25 protein-coding genes are annotated in these 24,226 nt (G+C 70.5%); 14 read left to right on the forward strand and 11 right to left on the reverse strand.

Annotated features, from left to right (window positions below):
• Window positions 1-20: 20 nt before the first annotated feature.
• From ACFSKW_RS34055 to ACFSKW_RS34065, 3 genes are all read right to left on the reverse strand, one after another.
• Window positions 21-545 carry a hypothetical protein gene (locus ACFSKW_RS34055; protein ID WP_379576843.1) on the reverse strand — a complete coding sequence of 175 codons (525 nt, stop codon included), beginning with the start codon at window positions 543-545 and terminating at the stop codon, window positions 21-23.
• Window positions 546-668: 123 nt separating this feature from the next.
• Window positions 669-1,238 carry a nicotinamidase gene (locus tag ACFSKW_RS34060; protein ID WP_379576845.1) on the reverse strand — a complete coding sequence of 190 codons (570 nt, stop codon included), beginning with the start codon at window positions 1,236-1,238 and terminating at the stop codon, window positions 669-671.
• 68 nt (window positions 1,239-1,306) lie between these two features.
• Window positions 1,307-2,590, reverse strand: coding sequence for a nicotinate phosphoribosyltransferase (locus ACFSKW_RS34065; RefSeq protein WP_379576921.1), 1,284 nt, complete (start codon window positions 2,588-2,590; stop codon window positions 1,307-1,309).
• Window positions 2,591-2,636: 46 nt separating this feature from the next.
• Here ACFSKW_RS34065 and clpS point away from each other — a divergent pair, with 46 nt between their 5' ends.
• From clpS to ACFSKW_RS34090, 5 genes are all read left to right on the forward strand, one after another.
• Window positions 2,637-2,930 (forward strand): ATP-dependent Clp protease adapter ClpS, encoded by a 294-nt coding sequence (clpS, locus tag ACFSKW_RS34070; protein WP_358131639.1) that lies wholly within the window; start codon window positions 2,637-2,639, stop codon window positions 2,928-2,930.
• A 10-nt stretch (window positions 2,931-2,940) separates the two neighbouring features.
• Complete coding sequence (locus ACFSKW_RS34075; RefSeq protein WP_379576848.1) at window positions 2,941-3,465, forward strand: DUF2017 domain-containing protein; 525 nt, start codon at window positions 2,941-2,943, stop codon at window positions 3,463-3,465.
• 96 nt (window positions 3,466-3,561) lie between these two features.
• Window positions 3,562-3,966, forward strand: a complete 405-nt coding sequence (locus tag ACFSKW_RS34080; RefSeq protein ID WP_379576850.1) for a M67 family metallopeptidase — start codon at window positions 3,562-3,564, stop codon at window positions 3,964-3,966.
• A gap of 196 nt (window positions 3,967-4,162) precedes the next feature.
• A complete protein-coding gene (locus tag ACFSKW_RS34085) occupies window positions 4,163-4,441 on the forward strand; it encodes a MoaD/ThiS family protein (protein WP_379576852.1) in 279 nt (92 codons plus the stop codon).
• 427 nt (window positions 4,442-4,868) lie between these two features.
• A complete protein-coding gene (locus ACFSKW_RS34090; RefSeq protein WP_379576854.1) occupies window positions 4,869-5,816 on the forward strand; it encodes a PLP-dependent cysteine synthase family protein in 948 nt (315 codons plus the stop codon).
• A gap of 16 nt (window positions 5,817-5,832) precedes the next feature.
• Here the strand turns inward: ACFSKW_RS34090 and ACFSKW_RS34095 are convergent, their stop codons facing one another.
• Both ACFSKW_RS34095 and ACFSKW_RS34100 read right to left on the reverse strand, forming a co-directional pair.
• Window positions 5,833-6,360, reverse strand: coding sequence for a GNAT family N-acetyltransferase (locus ACFSKW_RS34095; RefSeq protein WP_379576856.1), 528 nt, complete (start codon window positions 6,358-6,360; stop codon window positions 5,833-5,835).
• A 175-nt stretch (window positions 6,361-6,535) separates the two neighbouring features.
• Window positions 6,536-7,288 (reverse strand): TetR/AcrR family transcriptional regulator, encoded by a 753-nt coding sequence (locus tag ACFSKW_RS34100; protein ID WP_379576858.1) that lies wholly within the window; start codon window positions 7,286-7,288, stop codon window positions 6,536-6,538.
• Between the two features lie 76 nt (window positions 7,289-7,364).
• Here ACFSKW_RS34100 and ACFSKW_RS34105 point away from each other — a divergent pair, with 76 nt between their 5' ends.
• On the forward strand, window positions 7,365-8,045 hold the full coding sequence (locus tag ACFSKW_RS34105; RefSeq protein WP_379576860.1) for an SDR family oxidoreductase: 681 nt from the start codon (window positions 7,365-7,367) through the stop codon (window positions 8,043-8,045).
• Between the two features lie 180 nt (window positions 8,046-8,225).
• On the opposite strand, the gene ACFSKW_RS34110 is transcribed toward ACFSKW_RS34105, so the two are convergent.
• Window positions 8,226-10,100 carry a DUF3352 domain-containing protein gene (locus ACFSKW_RS34110; protein WP_379576923.1) on the reverse strand — a complete coding sequence of 625 codons (1,875 nt, stop codon included), beginning with the start codon at window positions 10,098-10,100 and terminating at the stop codon, window positions 8,226-8,228.
• Window positions 10,101-10,199: 99 nt separating this feature from the next.
• A complete protein-coding gene (locus ACFSKW_RS34115; RefSeq protein WP_379576862.1) occupies window positions 10,200-10,523 on the reverse strand; it encodes a hypothetical protein in 324 nt (107 codons plus the stop codon).
• 100 nt (window positions 10,524-10,623) lie between these two features.
• Between ACFSKW_RS34115 and ACFSKW_RS34120 the strand changes: the two genes are divergently transcribed.
• From ACFSKW_RS34120 to ACFSKW_RS34155, 8 genes are all read left to right on the forward strand, one after another.
• Window positions 10,624-11,415, forward strand: coding sequence for a thioesterase family protein (locus ACFSKW_RS34120; protein ID WP_379576864.1), 792 nt, complete (start codon window positions 10,624-10,626; stop codon window positions 11,413-11,415).
• A gap of 211 nt (window positions 11,416-11,626) precedes the next feature.
• The gene (murI, locus tag ACFSKW_RS34125; protein WP_379576866.1) at window positions 11,627-12,451 is read left to right on the forward strand and encodes a glutamate racemase; all 825 of its coding nucleotides are present in this window, start codon (window positions 11,627-11,629) and stop codon (window positions 12,449-12,451) included.
• Window positions 12,448-13,200 (forward strand): MBL fold metallo-hydrolase, encoded by a 753-nt coding sequence (locus ACFSKW_RS34130; RefSeq protein WP_379576867.1) that lies wholly within the window; start codon window positions 12,448-12,450, stop codon window positions 13,198-13,200. Before murI ends, ACFSKW_RS34130 begins: the two co-directional genes overlap by 4 nt.
• Window positions 13,201-13,240: 40 nt before the next feature.
• Window positions 13,241-13,960: a ribonuclease PH gene (gene rph, locus ACFSKW_RS34135; RefSeq protein WP_379576869.1), complete on the forward strand. Its 720-nt coding sequence runs from the start codon at window positions 13,241-13,243 to the stop codon at window positions 13,958-13,960.
• Window positions 13,957-14,544 (forward strand): XTP/dITP diphosphatase, encoded by a 588-nt coding sequence (locus tag ACFSKW_RS34140; RefSeq protein ID WP_379576871.1) that lies wholly within the window; start codon window positions 13,957-13,959, stop codon window positions 14,542-14,544. The genes rph and ACFSKW_RS34140 overlap by 4 nt, the downstream gene beginning before the upstream one ends.
• A gap of 320 nt (window positions 14,545-14,864) precedes the next feature.
• Complete coding sequence (locus tag ACFSKW_RS34145; RefSeq protein ID WP_379576873.1) at window positions 14,865-16,766, forward strand: molybdopterin-dependent oxidoreductase; 1,902 nt, start codon at window positions 14,865-14,867, stop codon at window positions 16,764-16,766.
• A gap of 466 nt (window positions 16,767-17,232) precedes the next feature.
• Window positions 17,233-18,519, forward strand: coding sequence for a toxin glutamine deamidase domain-containing protein (locus ACFSKW_RS34150; RefSeq protein WP_379576875.1), 1,287 nt, complete (start codon window positions 17,233-17,235; stop codon window positions 18,517-18,519).
• A complete protein-coding gene (locus tag ACFSKW_RS34155) occupies window positions 18,516-18,779 on the forward strand; it encodes a hypothetical protein (RefSeq protein WP_379576877.1) in 264 nt (87 codons plus the stop codon). Before ACFSKW_RS34150 ends, ACFSKW_RS34155 begins: the two co-directional genes overlap by 4 nt.
• 149 nt (window positions 18,780-18,928) lie before the next feature.
• Here ACFSKW_RS34155 and ACFSKW_RS34160 read toward each other — a convergent pair whose 3' ends face one another.
• The 4 genes from ACFSKW_RS34160 to ACFSKW_RS34175 form a co-directional block, all read right to left on the reverse strand.
• A complete protein-coding gene (locus ACFSKW_RS34160) occupies window positions 18,929-21,379 on the reverse strand; it encodes an ABC transporter permease (RefSeq protein ID WP_379576879.1) in 2,451 nt (816 codons plus the stop codon).
• A complete protein-coding gene (locus ACFSKW_RS34165) occupies window positions 21,376-22,125 on the reverse strand; it encodes an ABC transporter ATP-binding protein (protein ID WP_379576881.1) in 750 nt (249 codons plus the stop codon). The genes ACFSKW_RS34160 and ACFSKW_RS34165 overlap by 4 nt, the downstream gene beginning before the upstream one ends.
• A gap of 181 nt (window positions 22,126-22,306) precedes the next feature.
• Window positions 22,307-22,978 (reverse strand): response regulator, encoded by a 672-nt coding sequence (locus tag ACFSKW_RS34170; RefSeq protein ID WP_379576883.1) that lies wholly within the window; start codon window positions 22,976-22,978, stop codon window positions 22,307-22,309.
• Entirely contained in the window at window positions 22,975-24,144 is a 1,170-nt protein-coding gene (locus ACFSKW_RS34175) for a sensor histidine kinase (RefSeq protein WP_379576885.1), read from the reverse strand. The genes ACFSKW_RS34170 and ACFSKW_RS34175 overlap by 4 nt, the downstream gene beginning before the upstream one ends.
• Between the last annotated feature and the right edge of the window lie 82 nt (window positions 24,145-24,226).

The raw sequence follows: 24,226 nt of genomic DNA on the forward strand, positions 1-24,226 counted from the left end.
TCACCGGCGCCTCGAAAAGGTCATTGCTCGTGTCTGGGGGCGATGTCCCTGCCGCTGCGCCCGTCGACCGTCCGGTAGTGGGCTCGCTCCGGCAGGTCGAGGGCGAGCCGGAGCGAGGCCGTGCCGCCCTCGACACGCACCGGAACCGTCCGCACGCCAACGTGGTGACCGCGCAGCGGGCCCTCGTGCACCCAGACCCGCAGCTCGCGTCCCCTGTGGCGCAGGACGACCTTGGCGGTCCTGCACTCGTCGGGCTCGGCCGACCAGAACAGCTCCAGGCTTTCGTGGCCCTTCTCCAGCCGGGCCGTCTGCGGGACGGGCGTCCGCTCCGCGCAGTCGGCGGCCGAGGGACGCGGGGGAGCGGGGACGTCGTGCGCCACGACCTGCGGGGCCTCATGGGCGGGGCGTACCGCCACCGTCGCCACCTCCATCGCGGCCAGCGTGAGCACGGCGCCGACCTTGGCTCCCATGCGGCCGCGGACGATGATCCAGAGGCACAGCGGCGACAGCACCAGCCAGGCGATGCCAAGAGCGATGGCGAGCATGAGGCGTTCCTCTACGCGTCGGGTGAGCTTGCTAGCTCTCCGTAGTAGTTCAGAAGCGGAGAGTTCTCATCGCCTTGACTATCACATATCCCGAGCGTTGCGCGCTGTCTACACGCCGTGACCTCACGCGACCATGGGAGCTCCGCTGAGGATCGCGCCCGCGTCCTTCAGCTGGCCCAACGCCGCCTGCGTGGTGTTCCTCGCCACGCCCGCCGTCAGGCCGAGCAGTACCCTGACCGCCAGCCCGTGCTCCACCGCGTCGAGCGCCGTGGCGCGCACGCAGTGGTCGGTCGCGATGCCGACGACGTCGACCGCGTGCACGCCCCGTTCTGCCAGCCACTCGGCCAGGGACACGCCCGAGCTCGACGCGCCCTCGAAACCGCTGTAGGCGGCCGCCCCCGCGCCCTTGCTGAAGACCTCCTCGACCTTCGAGGTGTCGAAGTTCGGGTGGAAGTCCGCGCCGCTGGTGCCCGCGACGCAGTGCGCCGGCCAGGTCGTGGCGTAGTTGGGATGGTCCGCGAAGTGGGCGCCAGGGTCCACGTGGTAGTCACGCGTGGCCACCACGTGGTCGTAGGGATGCGCGGCGACGTGCGCGCTGATCGCCGTCGCGACCGCCGCGCCGCCCTGCACCGGGAGGCTGCCGCCCTCGCAGAAGTCGTTCTGCACGTCCACGATGATCAATGCGGTGCTCACACCATCGAGCCTACTCACGCCGGGCGCGTCGTGCCGGGGGTGGTGGGGGTCCTGACAGGCCGCTCGCCTCAGGCGAACTCGGTCGAGATGGCCGCGTACCCCCTTCCGAGGTGGAGGGCCTCCTGCGGCAGCCGCCCGACGACCGCGCGATGCCTTTCGCGCGCCGCCTCCAGCGGCTCCCTGCCGACGAGTTCGCCGTCGCGCACCAGCTCGTGCAGCAGCGCGATCCCGCCCTCCGGGGCGACGTCCGACGTGGTGACCAGCTCAGTCTCGAAATGGCCCTGATCGTCCAGCAGACGGTAGGCGTACTTGCGCCCGCCGCGCGACGGCTTGCCCACCGAGCGCTTGGCGACCGGCTCCAGCTTGCCCGACGCGGTCTCCCTGGCCACCATCTTGTAGACCAGCGCGGCCGTCGGCACACCCGACCCCGTCACCAGCGAGGTGCCCACGCCGTACGCGTCGACGGGAGCCGCGGCGAGCGCGGCGATGGCGTACTCGTCGAGGTCGGAGGTGACCAGGATGCGCGTCTTGAACGCGCCGAGCGCGTCGAGCTGCTCGCGCACCTCCTGCGCCGCGGCGGCCAGGTCGCCGGAGTCGATGCGGACCGCGCCGAGCTCGTTGCCGGCCAGCTCCACCGCCGTCGCCACGGCCTCGGCGACGCTGTAGGTGTCGACCAGCAAGGTCGTGCTCTCGCCGAGCGAGGCGATCTGCGCCTCGAAGGCGGCCCGCTCGGTGTCGTGCAGCAGGGTGAAGGCGTGCGCGGCTGTACCGGCGGTGGGAAGGCCGTACTCGTACCCGGCCATCAGGTTCGACGTCGCGGCGAACCCGGCGATGTAGGCCGCGCGGGCGGCCGCCACCGCGGCCCGCTCATGGGTACGGCGCGAGCCCATCTCGATGAGCGGCCTCGTGCCGGCGGCGTTCGCCATGCGGGAGGCCGCCGAGGCGATCGCGCAGTCGTGGTTCAGGACGGACAGGACCAGCGTCTCCAGCAGGACGGCCTCGGCGAACGTGCCCTCCACGACGAGGATGGGCGAGGCGGGGAAGTAGAGGTCGCCTTCGCGGTAGCCGTAGATACTGCCGGAAAATCGGTAATCGGCGAGAAACGCCAGAGTCGGCTCGTCCACCACCTTGTGCTCGCGCAGGAAGGTGAGCTCATCGTCACCGAAGCGGAAGCGCTCCAGCTCGTCCAGCACTCTGCCGACGCCGGCGACCACCCCATACCGTCGTCCTCCAGGCAAATGGCGCGCGAACACTTCGAAGACCGCTCGCCGGTGCGCCGCTCCGCTGCGGAGCGCCGCCTGCAACATCGTCAGCTCATAGTGATCTGTAAGCAACGCAGTGCTCATGGTCATTCTCACGAGTTCGAGACTACGGCCCAGATAGGGCAGACTCGGGGATGTGGGTAGCACCGCTCCAATCGCCGTCGAGCGTCCTTCAACGGACGTCCGGCCCGATCTGCCGTGGGTCACGATCGTCTGGAACGACCCGGTGAACCTGATGTCGTATGTGACCTATGTGTTCCAGACCGTGTTCGGCTACTCCAAGGAGAAGGCCGAGAAGCTCATGATGGACGTTCACCACAAGGGTAAGGCCGTCGTGTCGAGCGGCACGCGTGAAGAAATGGAACGCGATGTGCAGATTCTTCACTCCTACGGCTTGTGGGCGACACTCCAGTCGGACTCGCTCTCGTGAGGTGGTGCCGGTGAGCTCGGGCTTCAAGTCCCGCCATGGCGGCGGGGTCATCGCGCAGTTCGAGGCCGCCGAGGTCTCGATCCTGCGGTCACTGGTGACGCAGGTGCTCGGCCTCGTCGCGCCGGGGGAGACCGGCGACGACCCGCTGGAGCGCGCGCTGGGCATCGGCTCGGCCGAGGCGCCCACCGACCCGGTGCTGGCCCGGCTGTTCCCCTCGGCGTACTCCGACGACGCGTCGGCGGGGGAGTTCCGCCGCTACACCGAGGCGACGCTGCGGGAGGGCAAGCGGGCCGACGCGCAGACGATGCTGGACACCGCCAAACCGGGGCGCACCGACCTCACGGCCGAGCAGGCACAGGCGTGGCTGCGCTCGCTCAACGACGTACGGCTGGCGCTGGGCACGCGGCTGGAGGTGACGGAGGAGGTGCACGAGGAGATCGCGACGATGTCGGAGGACGATCCCCGGTATCCGGCTTTCGTGACCTACGACTGGCTGACCTACCTCCAGGACACCCTCGTCCGCGCCCTCTGGTAGACCCGCCCGCCTCGGGCCCGGGTCCTGCTTCGGAGGGTCGCGCGACAGGCCCCCGGGCGTCGAGTCGGTCGCGACCGCCCGGGTAATCTCTGCAGCATGCTGACGATCTCGCAGGATCTTGTCGACAAGATCATTGCGCACGCCCGTGCCGATCACCCCGACGAGGCGTGCGGGGTGATCGCGGGTCGTGGCGGCGTTCCCGAGCGGTTCGTCCCGATGGAGAACGCCGAGCGCTCGCCCACCTTCTACCGCTTCGACTCGATCGAGCAGCTGAAGGTGTGGCGCGAGATGGACGACCGCGACGAGGAGCCCGTCGTGATCTACCACTCGCACACCGCCACGGAGGCCTACCCCTCACGCACCGACGTGTCGTACGCGTCGGAACCGAACGCCCACTACGTGCTCGTCTCCACCAGAGAGGAGCTGGGTGAGCGGGCGGAGCTGCGCTCGTACCGCATCGTCGACGGGGTGATCACCGAGGAGGAGGTGACCATCACATGAGACGGCGAACCGGGGCGATTCACGCCGTGGGTACACTGCTGTCCATGACGGTCCGGCCTGTGCAGAGCTTCCTCTTCGCGCACACTCCGTCCGTTGTCGTCTACGACTGTCGCTGACCGGCAGTTCTACGGAATCCCTTATCCCGCACCGGCGTTTGCCCGGTGGACGACGACATGAACGAGGAGACTGACCCGCGATGGCCATCGAGGTTCGCATTCCGACCATCCTGCGCAACTACACCGACGGCGCCAAGGCCGTCGACGCCGAGGGCGCCACGCTCGACGAGTTGATCAGCAACCTGGAGTCCCGGCACCCGGGCATCAAGGAGCGGCTGGTCGACCAGGGCGCGCTGCGCCGCTTCGTGAACGTGTATCTCAACGACGAGGACGTCCGCTTCCTCGGCGGGCTCGGCACGCCTGTCGCCGACGGCGACACCGTGACCGTGCTGCCCGCCGTCGCCGGTGGCTCCCGCTGACCCGGACGCCACCACGCCCACGGCCGCACCCGGCGCCAGTCGGTCCGGCCCGGCCGGTCGCCGTTCGCCCCGTCCGGTCCTGATCGGCACCAGGCGGTCGATCGGGGCCGAAACGGTCGGTCCGGCCCGGTCGGTCGCGACCCGGGCCGAAACGCTCGGTCCGGCCAGGTCGGTCGCGAGCCGGCCCGGACGGTCGCCACGGTCGCGGTCGCCGGTCGGTCGCCATCCGGCCGGACCGGCAGGGCCCGGATGGCCGGGCTGAACGACGGGCCGGGTGACCGGCTTCGGTCGGCCCGACCCCAGCCGGTGACGAACCGACGGGGCCCGCGCAGGCGCCGGTCTGACGGCCGGTCCACGTCGCGGGCGGAGGCGCCCTTGATGGACACAACCCAGATCCCTGTGAACGCCGAAGCGGAAGCCGTACACCATGCGCTTTGACTCCCTGATCGACTCCGTCGGTCGCACGCCGCTCGTGGGCCTGCCCAGGCTCTCGCCCTCCGACGACGTCCGGATCTGGGCCAAGCTCGAGGACCGCAACCCCACGGGATCCATCAAGGACCGTCCCGCGCTGTGGATGATCGAGCAGGCGGAGAAGGACGGCCTGCTCACGCCGGGCTGCACGATCCTGGAGCCGACCAGCGGCAACACCGGCATCTCGCTGGCCATGTCGGCCAAGCTCAAGGGCTACAGGCTGATCTGCGTCATGCCGGAGAACACCTCGGAGGAGCGCCGCCAGCTCCTGCGGATGTGGGGAGCGGAGATCATCTCCTCGCCCGCGGCGGGCGGCTCGAACGAGGCGGTCAGGCGGGCCAAGCAGCTCGCGGCCGAGAACCCGTCGTGGATCATGCTCTACCAGTACGGCAATCCGGCCAACTGGCGCTCCCACTACGAGTCGACGGGTCCCGAGATCCTCCAGGACCTGCCGACGGTGACGCACTTCGTCGCGGGGCTCGGCACGACGGGCACGCTCATGGGCGTGGGCCGCTACCTGCGTGAACACGTGCAGGACGTGCAGATCGTGGCCGCCGAGCCGCGTTACGGCGAGCTCGTGTACGGCCTGCGCAACGTCGACGAGGGCTTCATCCCCGAGCTGTACGACGAGTCGGTGCTGACCACGCGCTTCTCCGTCGGCTCCGGCGACGCGCTGCGCCGTACCAGGGAACTGCTGGCCGCCGAGGGCATCTTCGCCGGCGTCTCCACGGGCGCGGCCCTGCACGCCGCCCTGGGGATGGCGGGCAAGGCCGTGAAGGCCGGCGTGCGGGCCGACATCGTGTTCGTGGTGGCGGACGGCGGCTGGAAGTACCTGTCGACCGGCGCCTACGAGGGCACGCTCGACGAGGCGGAGACCAGGCTCGAAGGTCAGCTCTGGGCGTGAGCCCAGGGCCAGGCGCTCACCGCAGCTCGGACTCCAGCAGGCCCATCATGAGGAAGTCGTGCCGTTTGCCCCTGCTCCGGAACGCCTCCCTGCGCCTGCCTTCCTCGACGAAGCCGACCTTCTCGTAGACCCGCACGGCGGCGGTGTTGTCGGCGACCACCCAGAGCATCACGCGGTGCAGGCCGATCTCCTCGAAGGCGTACCTGCAGATCACCCTCAGGGCGTCGGTGGCGTAACCGCCGCCCCAGTGGTCGCGGTCGCCGATCGCGATGCTCTGCAGGATGGCCTCGCCGTGGACGAAGTCCGTCTCGCCGAGGGCGACGTAGCCGATCAGCTTCTGCTCGGCGAGCGTCTCGATGCCGAGCAGCATCTCCTCGAAGGTGTTGCGCGGCCTGTTCTCGCCCTTCTCCATGTTCTGCGCGAGCGAGATGGGGGGCGAGCCGTCCATCCATCGGCCGACCTCAGGGTCGTGGTACCAGCGCCACATGGCCTCGCTGTCGGCCGGCTCCAGGGCTCGCAGGCGGACGCGCTCTCCGGTCAGCATGGGACACACTTATCGAGCTTTCCGGCCGGGGTGCAATGGGTTTTCCGCTTTCGGGGGTCAGGCGAGGCGGGCTCGTCGACCGGCGGGGCGAACGGGTCGACCGGCGGGGCGATCGGGTCGAGTGTGCCGCGATGCCGCCGGCGCCCGTCAGCCTCTGACGCGGAACTCGTCCATGTCACGTGCCCTTCCTCTGGGTGGAACGGCGGTCACGCAGAGCCTCGATGCCGTCAAGCAGGCGGTTCATGCCGTGGTGGACGCTCGGGGTGAGGTCGCCGCCGTCGTCCTCGACGAGGCCGTCCTCGGCCATGAGCGACGACAGCACGGGGAAGCGTCCGGGATCGACGTGCCGGGCCAGAACCTGGCCGTAGGCGGCCGCGGCCGCGGGGTCGAGCTCGGTGGCCGCTCTCGCCAGGCCGCGAACGGCGCCGCTGATGAACGTGGCCATGGGGATCAGTTCGGCGCGATCCAGCCCGGCGCGGGACAGCGGGCCCAGCAACGCCTCGAGCCACGCCAGTTCGTTGGGGCCGACGGGCGCGCTGTTCGTCGGCACCCGCACGAGCCAGGGGTGACGCAGATAGACCTCCCACACCGCGTCGACCCACGACTCGATCTCGGCGCGCCAGGACGGCGGCGGGGACGTGGGCGCGGGCGGGCGGCCCGTGGCCACGTCGGTCATGGCCGCGACGAGCTGGTCCTTGCCGGGGACGTGCCGGTAGAGCGCCATCGAGGTGTAGCCCAGCACGGACGCCACCCGTTGCATCGACAGCGCGTCCAGGCCCTCGGCGTCGGCGATCGTGACGGCCGCCTCCACGATCAGCCGGGCGCTGAGCCTGACGCGGCCGTCGTCCGCCCGCTCGTCGCCCGCGCGCCACAGCAGGTCGGCGACGGCGTCCAGGTCGGTCGAGCCGGTACGGCCCGCAGCGCGCATCGCTCCTCCGTTCCGTGATGTTTATGTCATATACTCGGTTTATAACATAAACGTCAGCTACGGGGGAGGTGACGTCGTGATCGCACTGGTCACCGGCGGGAACCGCGGGATCGGGCTCGAGATCGGCAGGCAGCTCGCCGGGCTCGGACACACGGTCCTGCTCACCGCCCGCTCCATGGAGGCGGCCACGGCCGCCGCGGACCGGCTGGGGCCCGGCGTCCACGCGCTACAGCTCGACGTCACCTCGCAGGCCGACGCCGAGCGGGCGGCCGCCGAGATCGCCGAGCGGTTCGGGCAGCTGGACGTCCTGATCAACAATGCCGCCATCACCTACGACACCTGGCAGCGCGCCATCGACGCGGACCTGGACATCGTCAGGGAAGCGGCCGAGACCAACCTGTACGGGCCGTGGCGGCTCACCCAGGCGCTGCTGCCGCTGTTGCGTAAGAGCAGGCACCCCAGGGTCGTCAACGTCTCCAGCGAGGCGGCGTCGCTGGCGAGCATGGGAGGCGGCACCCCGGCCTACAACACCACGAAGGTCGCGCTCAACGCGCTCACCAGGATGCTGGCCGGTGAGCTGCGCTCCGAAGGGATTCTGGTGAACGCGATCTGCCCGGGGTGGGTCGCCACCGACATGGGCGGCCCGGGCGGGCGGCCCGTCGAGGAGGGCGCGGCCGGCATCGTCTGGGCGGCCACCCTGCCCGACGGCGGTCCCACGGGCGGCTTCTTCAGGGACGGCCGGCCGCTCCCCTGGTGAGCCGCACGCCCCATGAACCAGTCTCACGCGCCGTCTCGCGCGCCGGTGCCTGCCGTTCGGGGGTGGGCCTGCCGTTCAGGGGTGAAACGAGCAGGGTCGGGGTGGGCCGGCTGTTCAGGGGTGAAAACGAGCAGGGCCGCGCCCCGGGAACACCGGGAGCGCGGCCCTTCGGTCAGTCGCTCAGTTGAACAGGACGCGGAGCGAGAAGCTGGCCTCGCCGCCGCTCTGCTTGCCGCTGAGGCCCACCGCGCTGAGGACCTTGGCGTTGGCCTGGTCGTCGCCGGTGAGGTTGTTCAGGTACAGCGGCTCGATCTTGTCCACGTCCACGAACAGGGCGAAGGTCGCGCTGCCCGCGTCGGGGATCGCGGTCTTGAAGCTCTCGCTGTCGCCCAGCGAGCCGTCCTCCGACAGCAGCTTGGCGTACTCGGGCGTGGTCGCGATGGTCATCGTGCCGTCGCCGGGCACCTTGGCGAGCTGCGGGGCGGGCTGGCCCTGGTCGGTGAAGGCCTTCTCGATCTTTCCGATGACCTCCTGCGCCTTGGCGGGGTCGGTGACGATCTTCACGCCGGCCTTGGGCATCTGGCCGCTCTGACCGAGGTTGGCCAGGCCCTCGCCGTCGACCGCGAGGGTCAGGTTCTTGCCGAGCAGCGTCGACAGGTCGGCGGGCAGGGCCAGGCCGTACTTCTGCTGGGCCATGTCCACGAACTGCTGGAAGCCGGCGCCCTCCTGGGAGGAGGCCATGGTCTTCTGCAGCTCGGCCCACTGCTTGGTGATCGCCTCGTCCAGGCCGGAGATCGACAGCGCGCCCACCGTGGAGACGGGCAGCGTGGAGAGGTCGGCGGCCTGCGGGTCGCCCACCGCCATGGCCTCGGCGCCGCGGACGACGCCCGCGAACTCGGCGTAGGCGGAGTCGAAGCGCAGGGCTGCGGCGAACCGGGCGTTCTTCGCCTTCTCCAGCAGCTGCTTCTCCTGCTCGTTCATCTCCCCGGCCATCTCGGCCATCTTGCCGACGCTCATCCACGTCGACAGCACGCCGGGCTCGCCGAGCGCGTCGAAGTCGGAGCTGAAGTCGGCGTTCTCCGCGAGCGTGGGCCCGGCGGCGTACTTGTCGGCCGCGGCCTGGTCGGAGGACAGGATCGCGTAGTCCTCGCGGAAGGCGATGCCGTACTTGTCGTCACCCATCAGCTTGGCGATGCCGGCCTTGGCCGCCGCCTCGTCCTTGACCTGGACGGCCACGGCGAAGCCAGGCTCCTGGCCCTTGGGCGCGGGAAGGGCGGCGACGCCGATCCTGCTGCCGAGCCACGGGTCGACGTCCTTGGCGAAGTCGATCTTCTTCAGGTCCTCGCTGTCGGCCTTGATCGCGTCGAACAGAGCCTTCCGCGGGTCGTCGCCGGTGATCCTGTCCTTGGTGACCGTGAACTTCCTGGCCAGGTTGAACAGCGCGATCTTCTGGTTGGCGGCGGGGTCGAGGTCGAGGCGCACGTACGCCATGGCGCCGCCGGGGAGCACCTCGTGCGGCTGCGTGCCGCCTCCGCCAAGGAAGGAACCGGCGGCCCAGACGCCGCCGCCTCCGACGAGGACGACCAGCAGCGCCGCGATGCCCGCGATCAGCCAGCCCCTGCCGCTCTTCTTGGCAGGCTGCTGCTGGGGGGGACCCCACCCGTCAGGGCCCTGCTGCTGCCATCCCGCAGGCTGCTGCACGGTCTGGTCACCGTAGGAATACTGCTGGTTCTGCTGCTGGTACGGCTGCTGCTGTCCGTAGCCGGGCTGCTGCTGCTGGCCATAGCCCTGCTGGGCGTAGTCCTGCTGGCCGTAACCTTGCTGGGCGTAGTCCTGCTGGCCGGGGTTCGACTGCCCGTAGCCCTGCTGGGCCTGGCCCTGCTGGCCGTACTGCGGCTGCTGCTGATAGGGCTGCTGGTACTGCGGCTGCTGCTGGGGAGGGTAGGGCTGCTGCGGGTACGGCTGGCCGCCCTGCGGCGTCGGCTGACCCTCGTTCCATCGGTAGGCCGTGGTCCGCTCAGGGTCCTGGCCGCCGGGGGGCGTATTCGCAGACATCACTCAACTCACAATGTGGACTTATTGACCACAGTGAAGTTAGTGCATGTGACTAGAGAGCTGGTTGCAAAGCACTGAAACCGACCAATTTGCGGCGATCTACACCCGACTGAGCTGCTTGCGGTGCGCGCTGAGGTGCACCTCGCCCGTGTCGCTGGAGGCGACCACGTCCCAGGGCACGAACGTGCATCCCGCGTAGACGACGCGGGCCAGGATCTCCGACAGCCAGCCGAGCCTGCCCTCCCTGTCGCGGGTCAGTCCGAGCATGACGGGTGCCCGCCTGGCCGAGACCAGGAGACCCATGACGGTGTGGCTCTGCATGGACTCGCTCTTGTTCTTGACCACGCGGATGTCGACCACGTGGCCGACCCATATGCCCTGGGCATCCCAGACGGACTGGCCCATCAGTGCTGTCAACCCCATGATCCAACAGTCCCATCGGGTGGACGTTTCCGCAGGTAGGCGCGCTGGAGCGGGGATGTCGTAGAGTATGGAGCCACTAGAACTTAGTTCGGGAGTGGGCATGACGAAGTTCGACGAGGCGACGCAGGCGATCAGGGTGGAAGAGGGCGTCTACGACGTGTGCCTCGATCCGGGCTATTCGATCGGCGGCCCCCTCAACGGCGGCTACCTGATGGCGGTCCTCCTGCGGGCGGCCGTGGACGCCTCGCCGCACGACCATCCGGTGAGCACCACCACGCAGTTCCTCCGCGCTCCGCGCCCCGGGCCCGCCAGGGTGGTGGTGGAGCAGATGAAGGCGGGCAGGACGGCGGCCTTCGCGAGGGCGAGGCTGGTCCAGGACGACGCTCCGCAACTGGAGTCGCTGATCACGACGGCCACCCTGAACGACGTCCAGCCCATATATACGGATAAATCAGCTACTGGGATGCCTGCGATGGAGGATTGCGTCAAGCTGCCCGACCCCAAGCCGGAGTCGGGCATGACGTTGAACGCGCAGATGGAGATGCGCTTCGACCCGCCCACGATCGGATGGCTGCACGGCAGGCCGACGGGACGCCCCGAGGCTCGCGCGTACTTCAGGATGGCCGAGCCGCAGGACCCCGACCCTTACGTGATCGCGCTGGCCGTGGACGCGCTGCCGCCGGTGGTGTTCTCGGCGGGCCAGCGGGGCTGGGCGCCGACCGTCGACCTCACCTGGCACCTGCGGGCGCTGCCGTCACCGGGATGGCTCACGCTGCTCGGCAGCGGGCGGCTCGTCGCGGACGGGTGGTTCGACGAAGAGGTGGAGGTGTGGGACTCCGCGGGGCGGCTGGTGGCCCAGTCCCGCCAGCTCGCCAGAGTCGGACGCGGCTGAGCCCCGGCTCGCGGTCTCCCTCTGCCCCCTTCGGGAAACGGCGGCCGAGCCCCGGCTCGCGGTCTCCCTCGGTCCTCTCGGGGAACGCCGGGGCGGATGCGGGCCCGGGGTCGTCGAGGGGCGGGGGGCGCGGAGGAAACAGGAGAGGCATGGCTCTCGTGTGAGGATTCTTACGCTGTGGTGATCCCGCAGGTCGCCTACCCTCTGAAGCGTGCCGGACGCGAGCATTGGAATCTTCGACAGCGGGGTGGGCGGCCTGACCGTCGCCAGGGCGATCATCGACCAGCTTCCCCATGAGTCCATCACCTACGTGGCCGACACGGCCCGCCAGCCGTACGGGCCGAAAAAGATCGCCGAGGTCCGCGAATACGCGCTGGAGGTGATGGACCACCTCGTCGAGAACGACGTCAAGATGCTCGTCATCGCCTGCAACAGCGCCAGCGCCGCCGTGCTGCGGGACGCGCGCGAGCGGTACGACGTCCCGGTGATCGAGGTCATCCAGCCGGCGACCAGGCGCGCCGTCAGAGCCACCCGCAACGGCAAGGTCGGCGTGATCGCGACGCGCGCCACGATCGGGTCGATGGCCTACCAGGACGCCTTCGCCGCCGCCCCCGACGTCACTCTCACCGGCGTGGCCGCCCCGCGCCTGGTGGAGTACGTGGAACGCGGCGAGACGATGAGCGACGAGCTCATCGAGGTCGTCCGCGACTATCTGGCCCCCATCCAGGAAGCCGGGTGCGACACCCTCATCCTCGGCTGCACCCACTACCCGCTGCTGACCGGTGCCATCTCCTACGTCGCGGGCGACGGGGTGACACTGGTCTCCAGCGCGGAGGAGACGGCCAAGGACGTCTACCGGATCCTGCACGACCGCGGTCTCGCCAACGGTGCCACCTCCCCCCAGCACCGCTTCAGCGTGACCGGCGACTCCACTCTCTTCGCCGAACTGGGCAGGCGTTTCCTCGGGCCCGAGATCGAAGCTGTCGAGCCGGCCGCAGTTGGGGGTACCACCACCTCGAACGGGAGGTCCGCATGAAGGTGACGATCGTCGGATGCTCGGGGAGCTTTCCCGGACCCGACAGCCCCGCGTCCTGCTACTTGGTCGAGGCCGAAGGCTTCCGCATGCTACTCGACTTCGGCAACGGCTCCCTCGGCCCGCTCCAGCGCCACATCGGTCTCTACGACGTCGACGCCATCTGCCTGTCGCACCTGCACGCCGACCACTGCCTGGACATCTGCGGCTACCACGTGGTCCGCACCTACGGGCCCGCCGCGCCGTACCCGAGGATCCCGGTCTACGCGCCGCGTGACGCGCCCCGCAGGCTGGCCGCCGCCTACGGCATGCCGGAGGAGCCGGGGCTCGAGACCGCCTTCTCGTTCGTGCCGCTGTCGCCAGGGCGGTTCGCCGTCGGCCCGTTCGAGGTGACGGCGGGCCTGGTCAACCACCCCGTCGAGGCGTACGGCTTCCGCGTCTCGCACGCGGGCAGGACGCTGGCCTACTCGGGCGACACCGGCGAGAGCGCCGAACTGGTGAAGCTCGCCGACGGCGCCGACCTCCTGCTGTGCGAGGCGTCGTTCATGGAGGGCCCCGACCTCACCCCCGACCTCCACATGACGGGACGCCAGGCGGCCGAGCACGCCGCCAAGGCGAAGGCAGGCAGGCTGGTGCTGACCCACCTGGTCCCGTGGAACGACAATGCGCGAGTCCTCGACGAGGCCTCGCGCGGCGCCTTCGGCGGGCCGATCGAGCTGGCCCGAAGCGGCGCCGTGTACGACCTGACCTGAACGGTCAGGGCCGTTCTTGAGCGGGGATAGGGTGATCTGCATGTCTCGACAGGATGGACGCGCTCCCGACCAGCTTCGCCCGGTGAAGATCACCAGAGGGTGGATCAGCCATGCAGAGGGATCGGTGCTGGTGGAGTTCGGCGGCACGCGCGTGCTCTGCGCCGCCTCCGTCCAGGACAGCGTGCCACGCTGGCGCAGGGGCAGCGGGCAGGGCTGGGTGACGGCCGAGTACGCGATGCTTCCGAGGGCGACCAACACCCGCAACGACCGCGAGTCGGTGAAGGGCAAGATCGGCGGTCGGACGCACGAGATCTCCAGGCTGATCGGCCGCTCGCTGCGCGCCTGCGTGGACTACAAGGCGCTCGGCGAGAACTCCATCGTGCTCGACTGCGACGTCCTGCAGGCCGACGGCGGCACCCGCACCGCCGCGATCACCGGCGCGTACGTCGCGCTGGCCGACGCGGTCGCGTGGATGCGCGCGCGGAAGATGTGCCCTGGCGACCCGCTGGTCGACTCCGTGGCGGCGGTGTCGGTGGGCGTCGTGAAGTCCACGCCCATGCTCGACCTCTGCTACGTCGAAGACGTCGCCGCCGAGACCGACATGAACGTCGTGATGACAGGATCAGGAGCGTTCGTCGAGGTGCAGGGCACCGCGGAGGGCGCGCCCTTCGACCGCCGCGCCCTCGACGAGCTGCTCGACCTCGCGGTCGCGGGCTGCGAGGAGCTGACGCTTCACCAGCAGGAGGCACTGGGCCGATGAGAATCGTGCTGGCGACCCGCAACGCGGGCAAGATCGTCGAGCTGCGCCGGATCCTCGGCGGATTCGAGGTCGTGGGCCTCGAGGAGTTCCCCGAGATCGGCGAGGTGGCCGAGACAGGGCTCACGTTCGCCGAGAACGCCCTGCTCAAGGCGCACGCGGTCGCCCAGGGGTCCGGCCTGCCCGCGGTGGCCGACGACTCCGGGCTGTGCGTCGACGCGCTCAACGGGATGCCGGGCGTGTTCTCCGCGCGCTGGTCCGGCAAGCACGGCGACGACGACGCCAACCTCGACCTGCTGCTCGCGCAGGTGTCCGACGTACCCGACGACCGGCGCACGAGCAGGTTCGTGTGCGCGGCCGCGCTGGCGCTGCCGTCAGGCGAGGAGCGGGTGGTCGAAGGGGAACTACAGGGACGGCTGCTGCGGGAACGCCGGGGAACGAACGGGTTCGGCTACGACCCGATCTTCGTGCCGGACGGGGACACGAGGACCACGGCGGAGATGACCGCCGAGGAGAAGGACTCGATCAGCCACCGCGGACGCGCCTTCCGCGCCCTGGCCCCGATCGTCACCGCCACCCTCGCCTGAACCGCGCGACCTCCCCGCCCCGGCCCGCGCGCTGTGCCGGTCTGTGCGCCGCGCCGGTCTGTGCGCTGTGCCGGTCTGTGCGCCGCGCCGGTCTGTGCGCCGCGCCGGTCTGTGCGCCGCGCCGGTCTGTGCGCCGCGCCGGTCTGTGCGCCGCGCCGGTCCCAGCCTGTACGGCAAGCCGGGTCAAGGCCACCGTCGTCACCGCCGGCCGTCCGTCCACCACGCCACTCCAGCCGCGCCGCGCACCCGCCGTGACGTCGGCCCCGGTTCGTAACCGGTGCGTAAGATCTCGCGTCGCGCGGCAGGCGTAGCGTTTTCCCGTGGAGAGCTACAGGGTCGTACCCGCTTGGGCGGGGGCCGTCATCGGACTGGTCGCGGGAGCGGTGGCGCTCGGCGTCGCGTATGTGGTCGCGGCGGTGGTGGGGCCGACCTCGTTCCCGGTCGTCGCGGTGGGCGACGCGGCGGTGGACCTGGCCCCCGCGTCCGCCAAGGAATGGGCGATCGCGACGTTCGGGGAGAACGACAAGGCGGTCCTCGTGACCGGTGTGGTGGTCGTGCTCACGCTGGTCGCGGCCCTGCTGGGGGTGCTGTCGAGACGGAGCGTCGGTTTCGGGCAGGCCGGGTTCGCGGTGTTCGGGGTGGTGGGGTTGCTGGCGGCGCTCACCAGGCCGGACTCGGGAGTGGCCGACGGGTTGTCGACGGTGGTCGGAGCGCTGGCGGGGTCGTGGACGCTCACCCTCCTGTTCAGACGCGCGGTGGAGTCCCTCCCTGCCACGTCCCGCTTCCGCCTGAGTGACGGGGAAGGCGGCCCCGGTGCGCGATCAGGTATCGGGGACAGTGCCGCCGGGGTCGGTCCTTCGAGAAGCGGTGCCGGGGATCCTCGGGGTGGCCCGATGGGTTCTTCCGGGGAGGCCTTGGGCGATGCCGGGGATCCTCGGGGTGGCCCGATGGGTTCTTCCAGGGGGGCCTTGGGCGATGCCGGGGATTCCGGGGTCGGCGTGGTGGGTTCTCCCGGGGAGGCCTTGGGCGATGCGCGGGACTCTCGGGGTGATGGAGAGCGTCCGGAGGTTCGGGAGCGGGTCGCGGAGCTGGGGGCTGGAGGGCCCCTGGAGAGTGAGCGGCCTGCCGTGATGCGGGCGGGGGCCGAGCTCTACGCCTTCGACAGGCGGCGGCTCATGATCGGTTTGGCGGGCGGGATCGCCGTCGCCGGGGCGGCCGCCGTTGCCGGGCAGGTGCTGTCGGGACGCAGGGTGGGGGACACCGCCAGGGTCGGGGTGGCGCTGCCGAAACCCGCCACTCCGGCCAAACCACTGCCTGCCGGGGCCGATCTCCGCATCGGCGGGCTGTCGCCGTTCGTCACCCCGAACAAGGACTTCTACCGGGTCGACACCGCCATCATCGTCCCGCAGGTGAACCCGAACGACTGGACGTTGCGTATCCACGGCATGGTCGACCGGCCGATCGAGCTCACCTTCGACGACCTGCTCAAGCGGCCCCTCACCGAGGCGGACATCACGCTCACCTGCGTGTCGAACGAGGTCGGCGGGCCGTACGTCGGGAACGCGCGGTGGTTGGGGGCGCGGATGGCCGACGTCCTCCGCGAGGCCGGTATCCAGAGGAACGCGGACATGCTGTTGTCCACGTCGGCCGACGGGTTCACCTGCGGCACGCCCGTGGACGTCGTGATGGACGGCAGGGACGCGCTGTTCGCCATCGCGATGAACGGCGAGGCGCTGCCCGTCGACCACGGTTTCCCGGCCCGGCAGGTGGTTCCCGGGCTTTATGGCTACGTGTCGGCCACCAAGTGGGTCGTGGACATCAAGGTGACGCGGTTCGACACGGACGAGGCCTACTGGACGCCGCGCGGGTGGGCGGCCAAGGGGCCGATCAAGACCCAGTCGCGGATCGACGTGCCCAAGGCGGGGGCGCGACTGAAGCGGGGCCGTACGACGATCGCGGGAGTGGCGTGGGCGCAGCACACCGGGGTGGAGGCGGTGGAGGTGCGGATCGACGGGGGCGCGTGGCAGCAGGCCAGACTGGCGGTGGTGCCGGGCCCGGACACCTGGCGACAGTGGGCGTTCGACTGGGACGCGACGCCGGGCAGGCACACGATCGAGGTACGGGCGACCGACGCGGCCGGCCGTACCCAGACCGAGCGGCAGACGTCCGTCGCGCCCGACGGGGCGACCGGCTGGCACACCATCTCGGTGCGCGTCGACTGAACGGGACGGCGGCGGCTCGTCTTGGGATTGTGGATGGGCGTGGCGGCTCGTCTTGGGGTGTCGGCTGACGGTGGGCGGGTGGCGGCTCGTCTTGGGGTGTCGGCTGACGGTGGGCGGGTGGCGGCTCGTCTTGGGGTGTCGGCTGACGGTGGGCGGGTGGCGGCTCGTCATGGCGCGTCTACTGACGGTGGATGGGTGACGGCTCCGCGTGGGGCGTCGGCTGACGGTGGGTGGGCGGCGGCTCGTCCTGGAGGGTGGGGCTCGGCGGCTGCATCGACGCCGCCTTCCGCCACGTTCTGCCTGGTCTTGCGGGTGTGGGGAAGAGGCCGCGGCCTTGAGAGGTTCACCCGCTCGGTCGGCGGCGGGCCGGGAGCGGCATCGGGGGGCCCAGGTAAATCTTCGAACCTCGTGACTGTGGGCGATAGGCCGCCTACGATCGGTCGTCGATGACGAAGGAGGCGGCGAGATGTTTCGCGAGAGCCTTCCCGAGGGCCGCTACAACCCGCTGATCGCCGAAGGCGTGCGGTGGCGCGACTACGAGCAGGCCGCCGAGTCGGCGCCCGAGCCCGTCGTGCAGGATCCCACCGCGCTCGAGCCTGCCACGCCGGATCCCCTGACGCCTGAGTCCGGTGTGCAGGGTTCTACCGTGCCGGGTCAGGTGATGCCTGAGTCCGGTGTGCAGGGTTCTACCGTGCCGGGTCAGGTGATGCCTGAGTCCGGTGTGCAGGGTTCTACCGTGCCGGGTCAGGTGATGCCTGAGTCCGGTGTGCAGGGTTCCGCCGTGCCGGGTCATGCGACGCCCGAGCCCGCCGGGTCCGAGCCCGCCGTGGTGGAACTCGCCGGGTCCGAGGTCGCCGTGCAGGATTCCGCCGCGTCGGGTCTTGCGGCGTCCCGGTCCGGTGTGCAGGGTGGTGCCGCGCCGGATTCCGCGCTCCAGTCCGCAGTGCATGATTCCGTCGCACCGGGCCCCGCGACGCCGGAGGCCGCTGTGGAGGCTCTCGCCGGGGTCGAGTTCGCTGGGGTCGAGTTCGCCGGGCGGGATCCCGCTGTCCGGGATCCCGCCGCTACAGAGATCGCTGGATTCGAGCCTGGCGTGCGGGATCCCGCCGCGTCGGCGACCGGCGTGCACGATCCTGACTGGTTCGACCTGCCGAACCGTCCGCCGCGCCTGGCCGACTGCAGGCCGTACGGTGTGCCGGGTGGGCTGGCCCGCACCGACCCGCAGGCCGAGTTCGACCTGCTGCAGGCCCTGCCGCCCGGCATCAGGTTCGCCGACCCGCGCGGTACCTGGGTCAGGCTGGTCAACGGCATGGGCGCCGCGGAGGATCCGTTCAGAGCGAGCAACGCGGCCGACTGCGCGCTCGCGGTGGTGTCCACATGGCACGGCGAGCCAGTGGTGGCGGCGCCGCGGCAGCCCGAGTACGACCCGGTGGGCCGCCCGCTGCTCAGGGGAGAGACGGGCGGCACCGCGCGGATCGAGCGCTGGCTGGGTCAGCGGATGGAGTGCGTGGGGCAGGGCAGGCAGGCCTACGCGGTGATCGCCAGGCGGCTGGCGGAGGCGGGGCACGGCGCGTCCGCGGTCATCGTGGTGCGCTGGCCCGCCGGGGGCTCCCACGCCTGGAACGCCGTCAACGCCGACGGCGAGGTGATCTGGATCGACGCCCAGCGAGGGCACATGGCCGTCGAACCGCCCTATGAGAGCGTGACCGGCGTGTTCTGCGCGATCGTCGACAGGCGGGGTGAGCAGGGGTGAACCTGGACCAGGCGCGCGCGGTGGCGGAGGAGTACTTCAACGGCGGCCGGCACGACCCCGTGGAGCTGGGTCTCTACGCGTTCGGCGAGGGCTACGTGGTGTGGGCGAAACCATCCGAGCCCGACGATCCCTCCACGCTGCCTGAGACGGTCGGCGGCGGGTGCATCGTGATCGACAGGCAGACGGGCGAGTTGGTGATCCGGCCGCTGCTCGACCCGGCCACGGTGGCCGAGCAGTGGCCTGGCCGCCACCCCCGCTGACAGCCAGGCCGCCACCCCCGCTGACGCCGGGCCGCCACCCTCCGCTGACGGCTGGGCTGCCGTGAACCGGCCGGGTTGCCGTGAACCCGGCTCGGCCGCCGTGAACCCGGCTGGGCGGCTGTGAAGCGGCGGGACCGCGGCAGGGGGACTCAGCCGCTCGCCAGTGAGGTGACGATCGACGCGCGAGCCGCCTTGCGTGCCGGGAGTACGGCCGCCAGCACGCCCGCCAGCCCCGACAGCGCCACGAACAGTGCGATCTGTCCGAAGGGCACCGACAGCGTCGAGTCGTCCATCATGGTCCTGACGGCCGCCCAGCCGAAGGCGATGCCGAGCGTCACCCCGACCAGCGCGCCGATCAGGCCGAGCACGAGTGCCTCCACCGACAGCATCCGGCGCAGTTGCGGCCTGGTCAGGCCGAGCGCCCGCAGCAGGGCCGACTCGCGGGTGCGCTCGTGGACCGACAGCGACAGCGTGTTGGCGATGCCGAGCAGCGAGATGAGGATCGCCAGGCCGAGCAGCCCCGTGACGATCATCAGTGTCATGTCGAGGGCGTCGTCGTACTCGCCCCGCACGTCGGTCGAGCTGATCACCTGCACGGTGGGGAAGGCCGCGGTGGCGGCCTCGACCAGGTCGCGGGTCTTGTCAGGATCGACACCGTCCTTGATCTTGAGGTAGATCCTCGAATCGGGCGTCCTGCCGAAGTACTGGTCGTAGGAGCCGGGCGAGAGGGTGACGGACGGCAGCAGCGTCTCGTCGTCGAGCAGCTGGCCGACCTTGAGGGTGACCGTTCCCTCCCGCTTGGTGGTGAGCCGCAGTGTGGAGCCCGCCTTCAGCCCCCGCTCCTTGGCCTGGCTCTCGGTGAGCGCGACCTCGCCCGGGCCGAGCGGTTCGAGCTTGGCGGGCCCGGTGAACGTGCCGACCTGACTGTCGACCTTGCCGACCTTCGCGCTCGTGTCGCGGATCTGCAGGACGGAGTCGAACTCGGGCTTGGCCCGCAGGGTGTCGCCGACCGAGCGGGGGATCGCCGCCTCGCGGTCCTGGGTGGCGACCATGTAGTCGGCGGGGAACTGCGAGTCGAGCTTGGCCGCCATCGTCACCCTCGTCGAGGCGGTCATCACCGAGATGACCGTCATCAGCGTCACGCCGATGGTCAGCGCGATCGTCGTGGTGGCCGCCCGCTTGGGGTTGCGGCCCGAGTTGTCGACGGCCAGCCGTCCTGGCACTCCGAACAGCACGCGCGGCACCTGGCCGACCAGCCTGCTGAGCGGCTTGACCAGCACCGGGCCCAGGATGAGGACCGCCAGGAAGATCAGCGTGCACCCGCCCATGGCGACGAAGAGCGAGACCTGCTCGCCGGGGGCCATGAACACCGCCGCGCCGGTCGCCCCCGCCCCCGCGAGCAGCAGGAGCCCTGAGATGACCACGCGGATCAGGCCCGCGCGGTAGGTCTGCTCCTCGACCTGGCTGCGCAGCGCCGCGATCGGTGCGACGGCGGTGGCCGAGCGCGCGGGCAGAAGGGCGGCGCCGACGGTCACGACGAGGCCGACCACGAGCCCGACGGTGATCGTCAGAGGCGTGAGCGACGGGCCGAGCCCGGTGGGCAGCGGCGCGTCCAGCGCGCGCAGCACGGCCATCGCGCCCGCGCCGAGCCCGTACCCGGCCGCGAGGCCGAGCACGGAGGAGAGCAGGCCGACGACCACCGACTCCAGCAGCACCGAGCCGAACACCTGGCCGCGCGTGGCGCCGATGCAGCGCAGCAGCGCCATCTCCCTGGTCCGCTGGGCGACGAGGATGTTGAAGGTGTTGTAGATGACCAGCGCGGCCACCATCATGGCGATCAGGCCGAAGATCAGCAGGCCCAGCTTGATGAAGTCGATCTGCACGCCGTTGCTCTTCGCCATGGCCGCCGCCAGTTCGTGGCCGGTCTTGACGTCGTAGGCCTGGCCGAGGGCGGTGGTGACGGCCTGCTTGAGCGCGGCGGGGTCGTCGCCCGCCAGGTCGATCTCGCGAAAGCCCTTCTCGCCCGTCAGCCGCTGCGCGGTCGCGGTGGTGAAGCCGACCGCACCGGTGTAGCCGAGCTCCTGGTCCAGGCCGATGTCGAAGACGCCGACCAGTTTGAACGCGTGCCTGCCGCCCTTGCGGTCGAGCACCGTGACGGTGTCGCCGACCGCGAACCCCTGCTTGCGCGCGGTGTTCTCATCGACGATCGCCTGGTCGTCCCCGGCGGGGGCGGCGCCGTCCGTGATCGTCGTGCGGGTGGTCGCGGAGATCGCGGTGGTCGGCAGGTCGCCGATCGTCTTGCCGTTCCTGCCCAGCAGCGGGGCGTTGCCGCGCACCTGTCCCTGGACGTCGGTGACGCCGTCGAGACCGCGCAGGCGCTCGACGAGCTTCTCGGGGAGCGCCTGCGCGCCCGGCTTCGGCAGGACGGCGACGGCCACCTTCTCGGCGTCCGCGGTGACCTTCTGCGCGAACCCGGCCTCGATGGTGTCGGTGAGCACGAACGTGCCCGCGATGAAGCCCACTCCGAGCGCGATCGCCAGGGAGGTGAGCAGCAGGCGCAGCCGGTGCGCCCGCAGGCTTGCGAGGGTCGTCTTGATCACTTGGCTTCCAGCCTCATCAGCGTGTCGAGCACCGACTGCGGCGAGGGCTGGGCCACTTCGCTGACCAGTTCGCCGTCGCGGAGGAAGACGACACGGTCGGCGTAGGCGGCGGCGACGGGGTCGTGGGTGACCATCACGATGGTCTGGCCCAGTTCGCGGACGCTGGTGCGCAGGAACGACAGCACCTCGGCACCGCTGCGCGAGTCGAGGTTGCCCGTGGGCTCGTCGGCGAAGATCACCTGTGGCTTGCTGATCAGGGCGCGGGCGACGGCGACGCGCTGCTGCTGGCCGCCGGACAGCTCGGTCGGCCGGTGGCCGAGCCTGTCCTTCAGGCCCACGGTCTGAATGACCCGGTCGAACAGCACGGTGTCGGCCTGGCGTCCGGCGATCTCCAGCGGCAGCCTGATGTTCTCCTCGGCGGTCAGCGTCGGCAGCAGGTTGAAGGCCTGGAAGATGAAGCCGATCCTGTCCCTGCGCAGCAGCGTGAGCTGCTTGTCGCCGAGCCCGGTCAGCTCGACGTCGCCGATGTGGACGTGGCCGCTCGTGACCGTGTCGAGCCCGGCCAGGCAGTGCATCAACGTCGACTTGCCCGAACCCGACGGGCCCATGATCGCGGTGAAGGCGCCGGTGGCGAACGAGACGTCCACCCCGCGCAACGCGTGCACCCGCGTGTCGCCCTGTCCGTAGGTCTTCGTCAGTCCGGTGGCCACCACGGCGGGCCTGAGGGATATCTGTGTCGCTGTCACGCAGAAGACGCTATGAGGGACAAGACGGCTTTCCCTGGGACTCGAGGAGGGACTTACTGTCACACCTCAGATGACCCGGATCAGCCTTTCGGCCGATCCGGGGGACATCCTGGAGCCGCCGCACCACCGATCCGGTCCCGCGACGAAAGCCCCGCACAAGGGGCCCGTCCCGGATCGGCCGCTACCGCGGCCGGTCCTGAGGTCGGGGTGGTAGCCGGTCGGACGGGACGACCAGCCCGGCCTCGTAGGCGTAGACCACCACCTGCGCCCTGTCGCGCAGCCCCAGCTTGGCCAGCACCCTGCCCAGGTGCGTCTTCACCGTCGCCTCCGCCAGGTCGAGCCGCCCGGCGATCTCGGTGTTGGACAGCCCGCGCGCCACCAGCATCATGACCTCCTGTTCCCTGGCGGTCAGCAGGCTGCCGTCGGGCAGCCGTTCGGTGGTCAGCTGCGCGGCGAACTTCGCCAGCAGCCTGCGCGTGGCGCTCGGCGCCATCACCGCGTCACCGTTGTGGACCGAGCGGATCGCGCTCACCAGGTCGGAAGGCGGCACGTCCTTCAGCAGGAAGCCGGAGGCGCCCGCCTTGATCGCCGCGTAGGCGTACTCGTCGAGGTCGAACGTGGTCAGGATGAGCACCTTCGGGCCCTCGATCAGCCTGGTCGCCTCGACGCCGTCCATGCGGGGCATGCGCACGTCCATCAGGACGACGTCGACCTCGACCTGCTTCAGCAGCTCCAGCGCCGTGACGCCGTCGCTCGCCTCGGCGACCACCTCGATGTCGGGCTGGGCGCCCAGCACCATCTTGAAGCCCGCGCGCAGCAACTGCTGGTCGTCGACCAGCATGACCCTGATCATGCGGCGACCGGCAGCCTGGCCAGCACCTCGAAGCCGCCGCCCGGTCTGGGGGCGGCCTGGACGGCTCCGCCGTACATGGAGACCCTTTCGCGCATGCCGAGCAGGCCGTGCCCACCCTCGCTCAGGGGCGCGGCCGCGCCCCTGCCGTCGTCGGTGACGCGCACCACGAGTTCGCGCATGCCGTACTCCATCTCCACCGTGGCCCTCGCGCCAGGCCCCCCGTGCTTGAGGGTATTGGTCAGTGCCTCCTGCACCAGCCGGTAGACGGCCAGTTGCTCGCCCTCCGACAGCTCGTGCGGGGTGCCGGTGACGCGCAGGTCGACCGGCAGGCCGGAGCCGCGCACCAGGTCCTCCAGCTGCGCGAGGCCCGGCTGCGGGGTGTAGTCGGCGGCGTCGGGGGCGGTGCCTGCCGGGTCGTCGCGCAGCACCCCCACCAGGCGGCGCATCTCCGCCAGCGCTTCGCGGCCGGTCTTGGAGATCGCGTGTACGGCCTGCCGCGCCTGGTCGGGGTCGCTGTCGATGGCGAAGCTCGCCCCGTCGGCCTGAACGATGATCACGCTGACGTTGTGGGCCACCACGTCGTGCAGCTCCCTGGCGATCCTGGCCCGCTCTGCCGCCGCCGCCATCCTGGCCTGCTGGTCGCGTTCGCGTTCGGCGCGTTCGGCCCGCTCCTCGAGGCCCTCCAGGTAGCGCTGGCGCGTGTTGGCGTAGATGCCGGTCAGCCAGATCATGATCACGAAGAACGAGCAGCTCAGGAACATGCCGAGGCTGACGGTGTCCCAGTGGGAGAGGGCGAGGAAGATGCCGAGCTCCGAGACCAGGCCGGCCGCCAGCGCCCATCTGAACCTGCATCGGCTGGCCATGGCGTACATCGCGACGAGCACCGCCGAGTTGGCGGGGAAGGCGTCGACGCCTGCCAGCCACTGCCCGAAGCTGGTCAGCGAGACGAGCGCGAACACGGAGCGCGGATGGCTGTTGCGCCAGAAGAGGGGTACGAGCAGCGCCGTCGAGAGGAGCAGGTAGCCGACCAGGTCGACGGGCGCGTTGGCCGGCGACTGGGTGTAGGTCGTGGCCAGGGCCGCGCACAGCGCGATCAGCGGGGTGACCCACAGGACGTCCACGAGCATGCGGCGGCGTTGCGACCACGCTCGAATCTTGCCGAACACTCCCTCACTGTACGTATCGCCTCGTGGCCGTCCTTCCCCCTGGAGTCGGAGGTCAATGTACGACCCTGGTCGCATGCCACAT

This window comes from Nonomuraea mangrovi (genome assembly GCF_042681425.1).
GTDB lineage: Bacteria > Actinomycetota > Actinomycetes > Streptosporangiales > Streptosporangiaceae > Nonomuraea > Nonomuraea mangrovi.

Coding starts and splice junctions, on each gene's coding strand:
- ACFSKW_RS34055 (WP_379576843.1), bottom strand. CDS start 545: ATGCTCGCCATCGCTCTTGGCATCGCCTGGCTGGTGCTGTCGCCGCTG.
- ACFSKW_RS34065 (WP_379576921.1), bottom strand. CDS start 2,590: ATGACCATGAGCACTGCGTTGCTTACAGATCACTATGAGCTGACGATG.
- ACFSKW_RS34080 (WP_379576850.1), top strand. CDS start 3,562: ATGCTGACGATCTCGCAGGATCTTGTCGACAAGATCATTGCGCACGCC.
- ACFSKW_RS34085 (WP_379576852.1), top strand. CDS start 4,163: ATGGCCATCGAGGTTCGCATTCCGACCATCCTGCGCAACTACACCGAC.
- ACFSKW_RS34090 (WP_379576854.1), top strand. CDS start 4,869: ATGCGCTTTGACTCCCTGATCGACTCCGTCGGTCGCACGCCGCTCGTG.
- ACFSKW_RS34095 (WP_379576856.1), bottom strand. CDS start 6,360: ATGCTGACCGGAGAGCGCGTCCGCCTGCGAGCCCTGGAGCCGGCCGAC.
- ACFSKW_RS34100 (WP_379576858.1), bottom strand. CDS start 7,288: ATGCGCGCTGCGGGCCGTACCGGCTCGACCGACCTGGACGCCGTCGCC.
- ACFSKW_RS34110 (WP_379576923.1), bottom strand. CDS start 10,100: ATGTCTGCGAATACGCCCCCCGGCGGCCAGGACCCTGAGCGGACCACG.
- ACFSKW_RS34115 (WP_379576862.1), bottom strand. CDS start 10,523: ATGGGGTTGACAGCACTGATGGGCCAGTCCGTCTGGGATGCCCAGGGC.
- ACFSKW_RS34120 (WP_379576864.1), top strand. CDS start 10,624: ATGACGAAGTTCGACGAGGCGACGCAGGCGATCAGGGTGGAAGAGGGC.
- ACFSKW_RS34130 (WP_379576867.1), top strand. CDS start 12,448: ATGAAGGTGACGATCGTCGGATGCTCGGGGAGCTTTCCCGGACCCGAC.
- rph (WP_379576869.1), top strand. CDS start 13,241: ATGTCTCGACAGGATGGACGCGCTCCCGACCAGCTTCGCCCGGTGAAG.
- ACFSKW_RS34140 (WP_379576871.1), top strand. CDS start 13,957: ATGAGAATCGTGCTGGCGACCCGCAACGCGGGCAAGATCGTCGAGCTG.
- ACFSKW_RS34150 (WP_379576875.1), top strand. CDS start 17,233: ATGTTTCGCGAGAGCCTTCCCGAGGGCCGCTACAACCCGCTGATCGCC.
- ACFSKW_RS34170 (WP_379576883.1), bottom strand. CDS start 22,978: ATGATCAGGGTCATGCTGGTCGACGACCAGCAGTTGCTGCGCGCGGGC.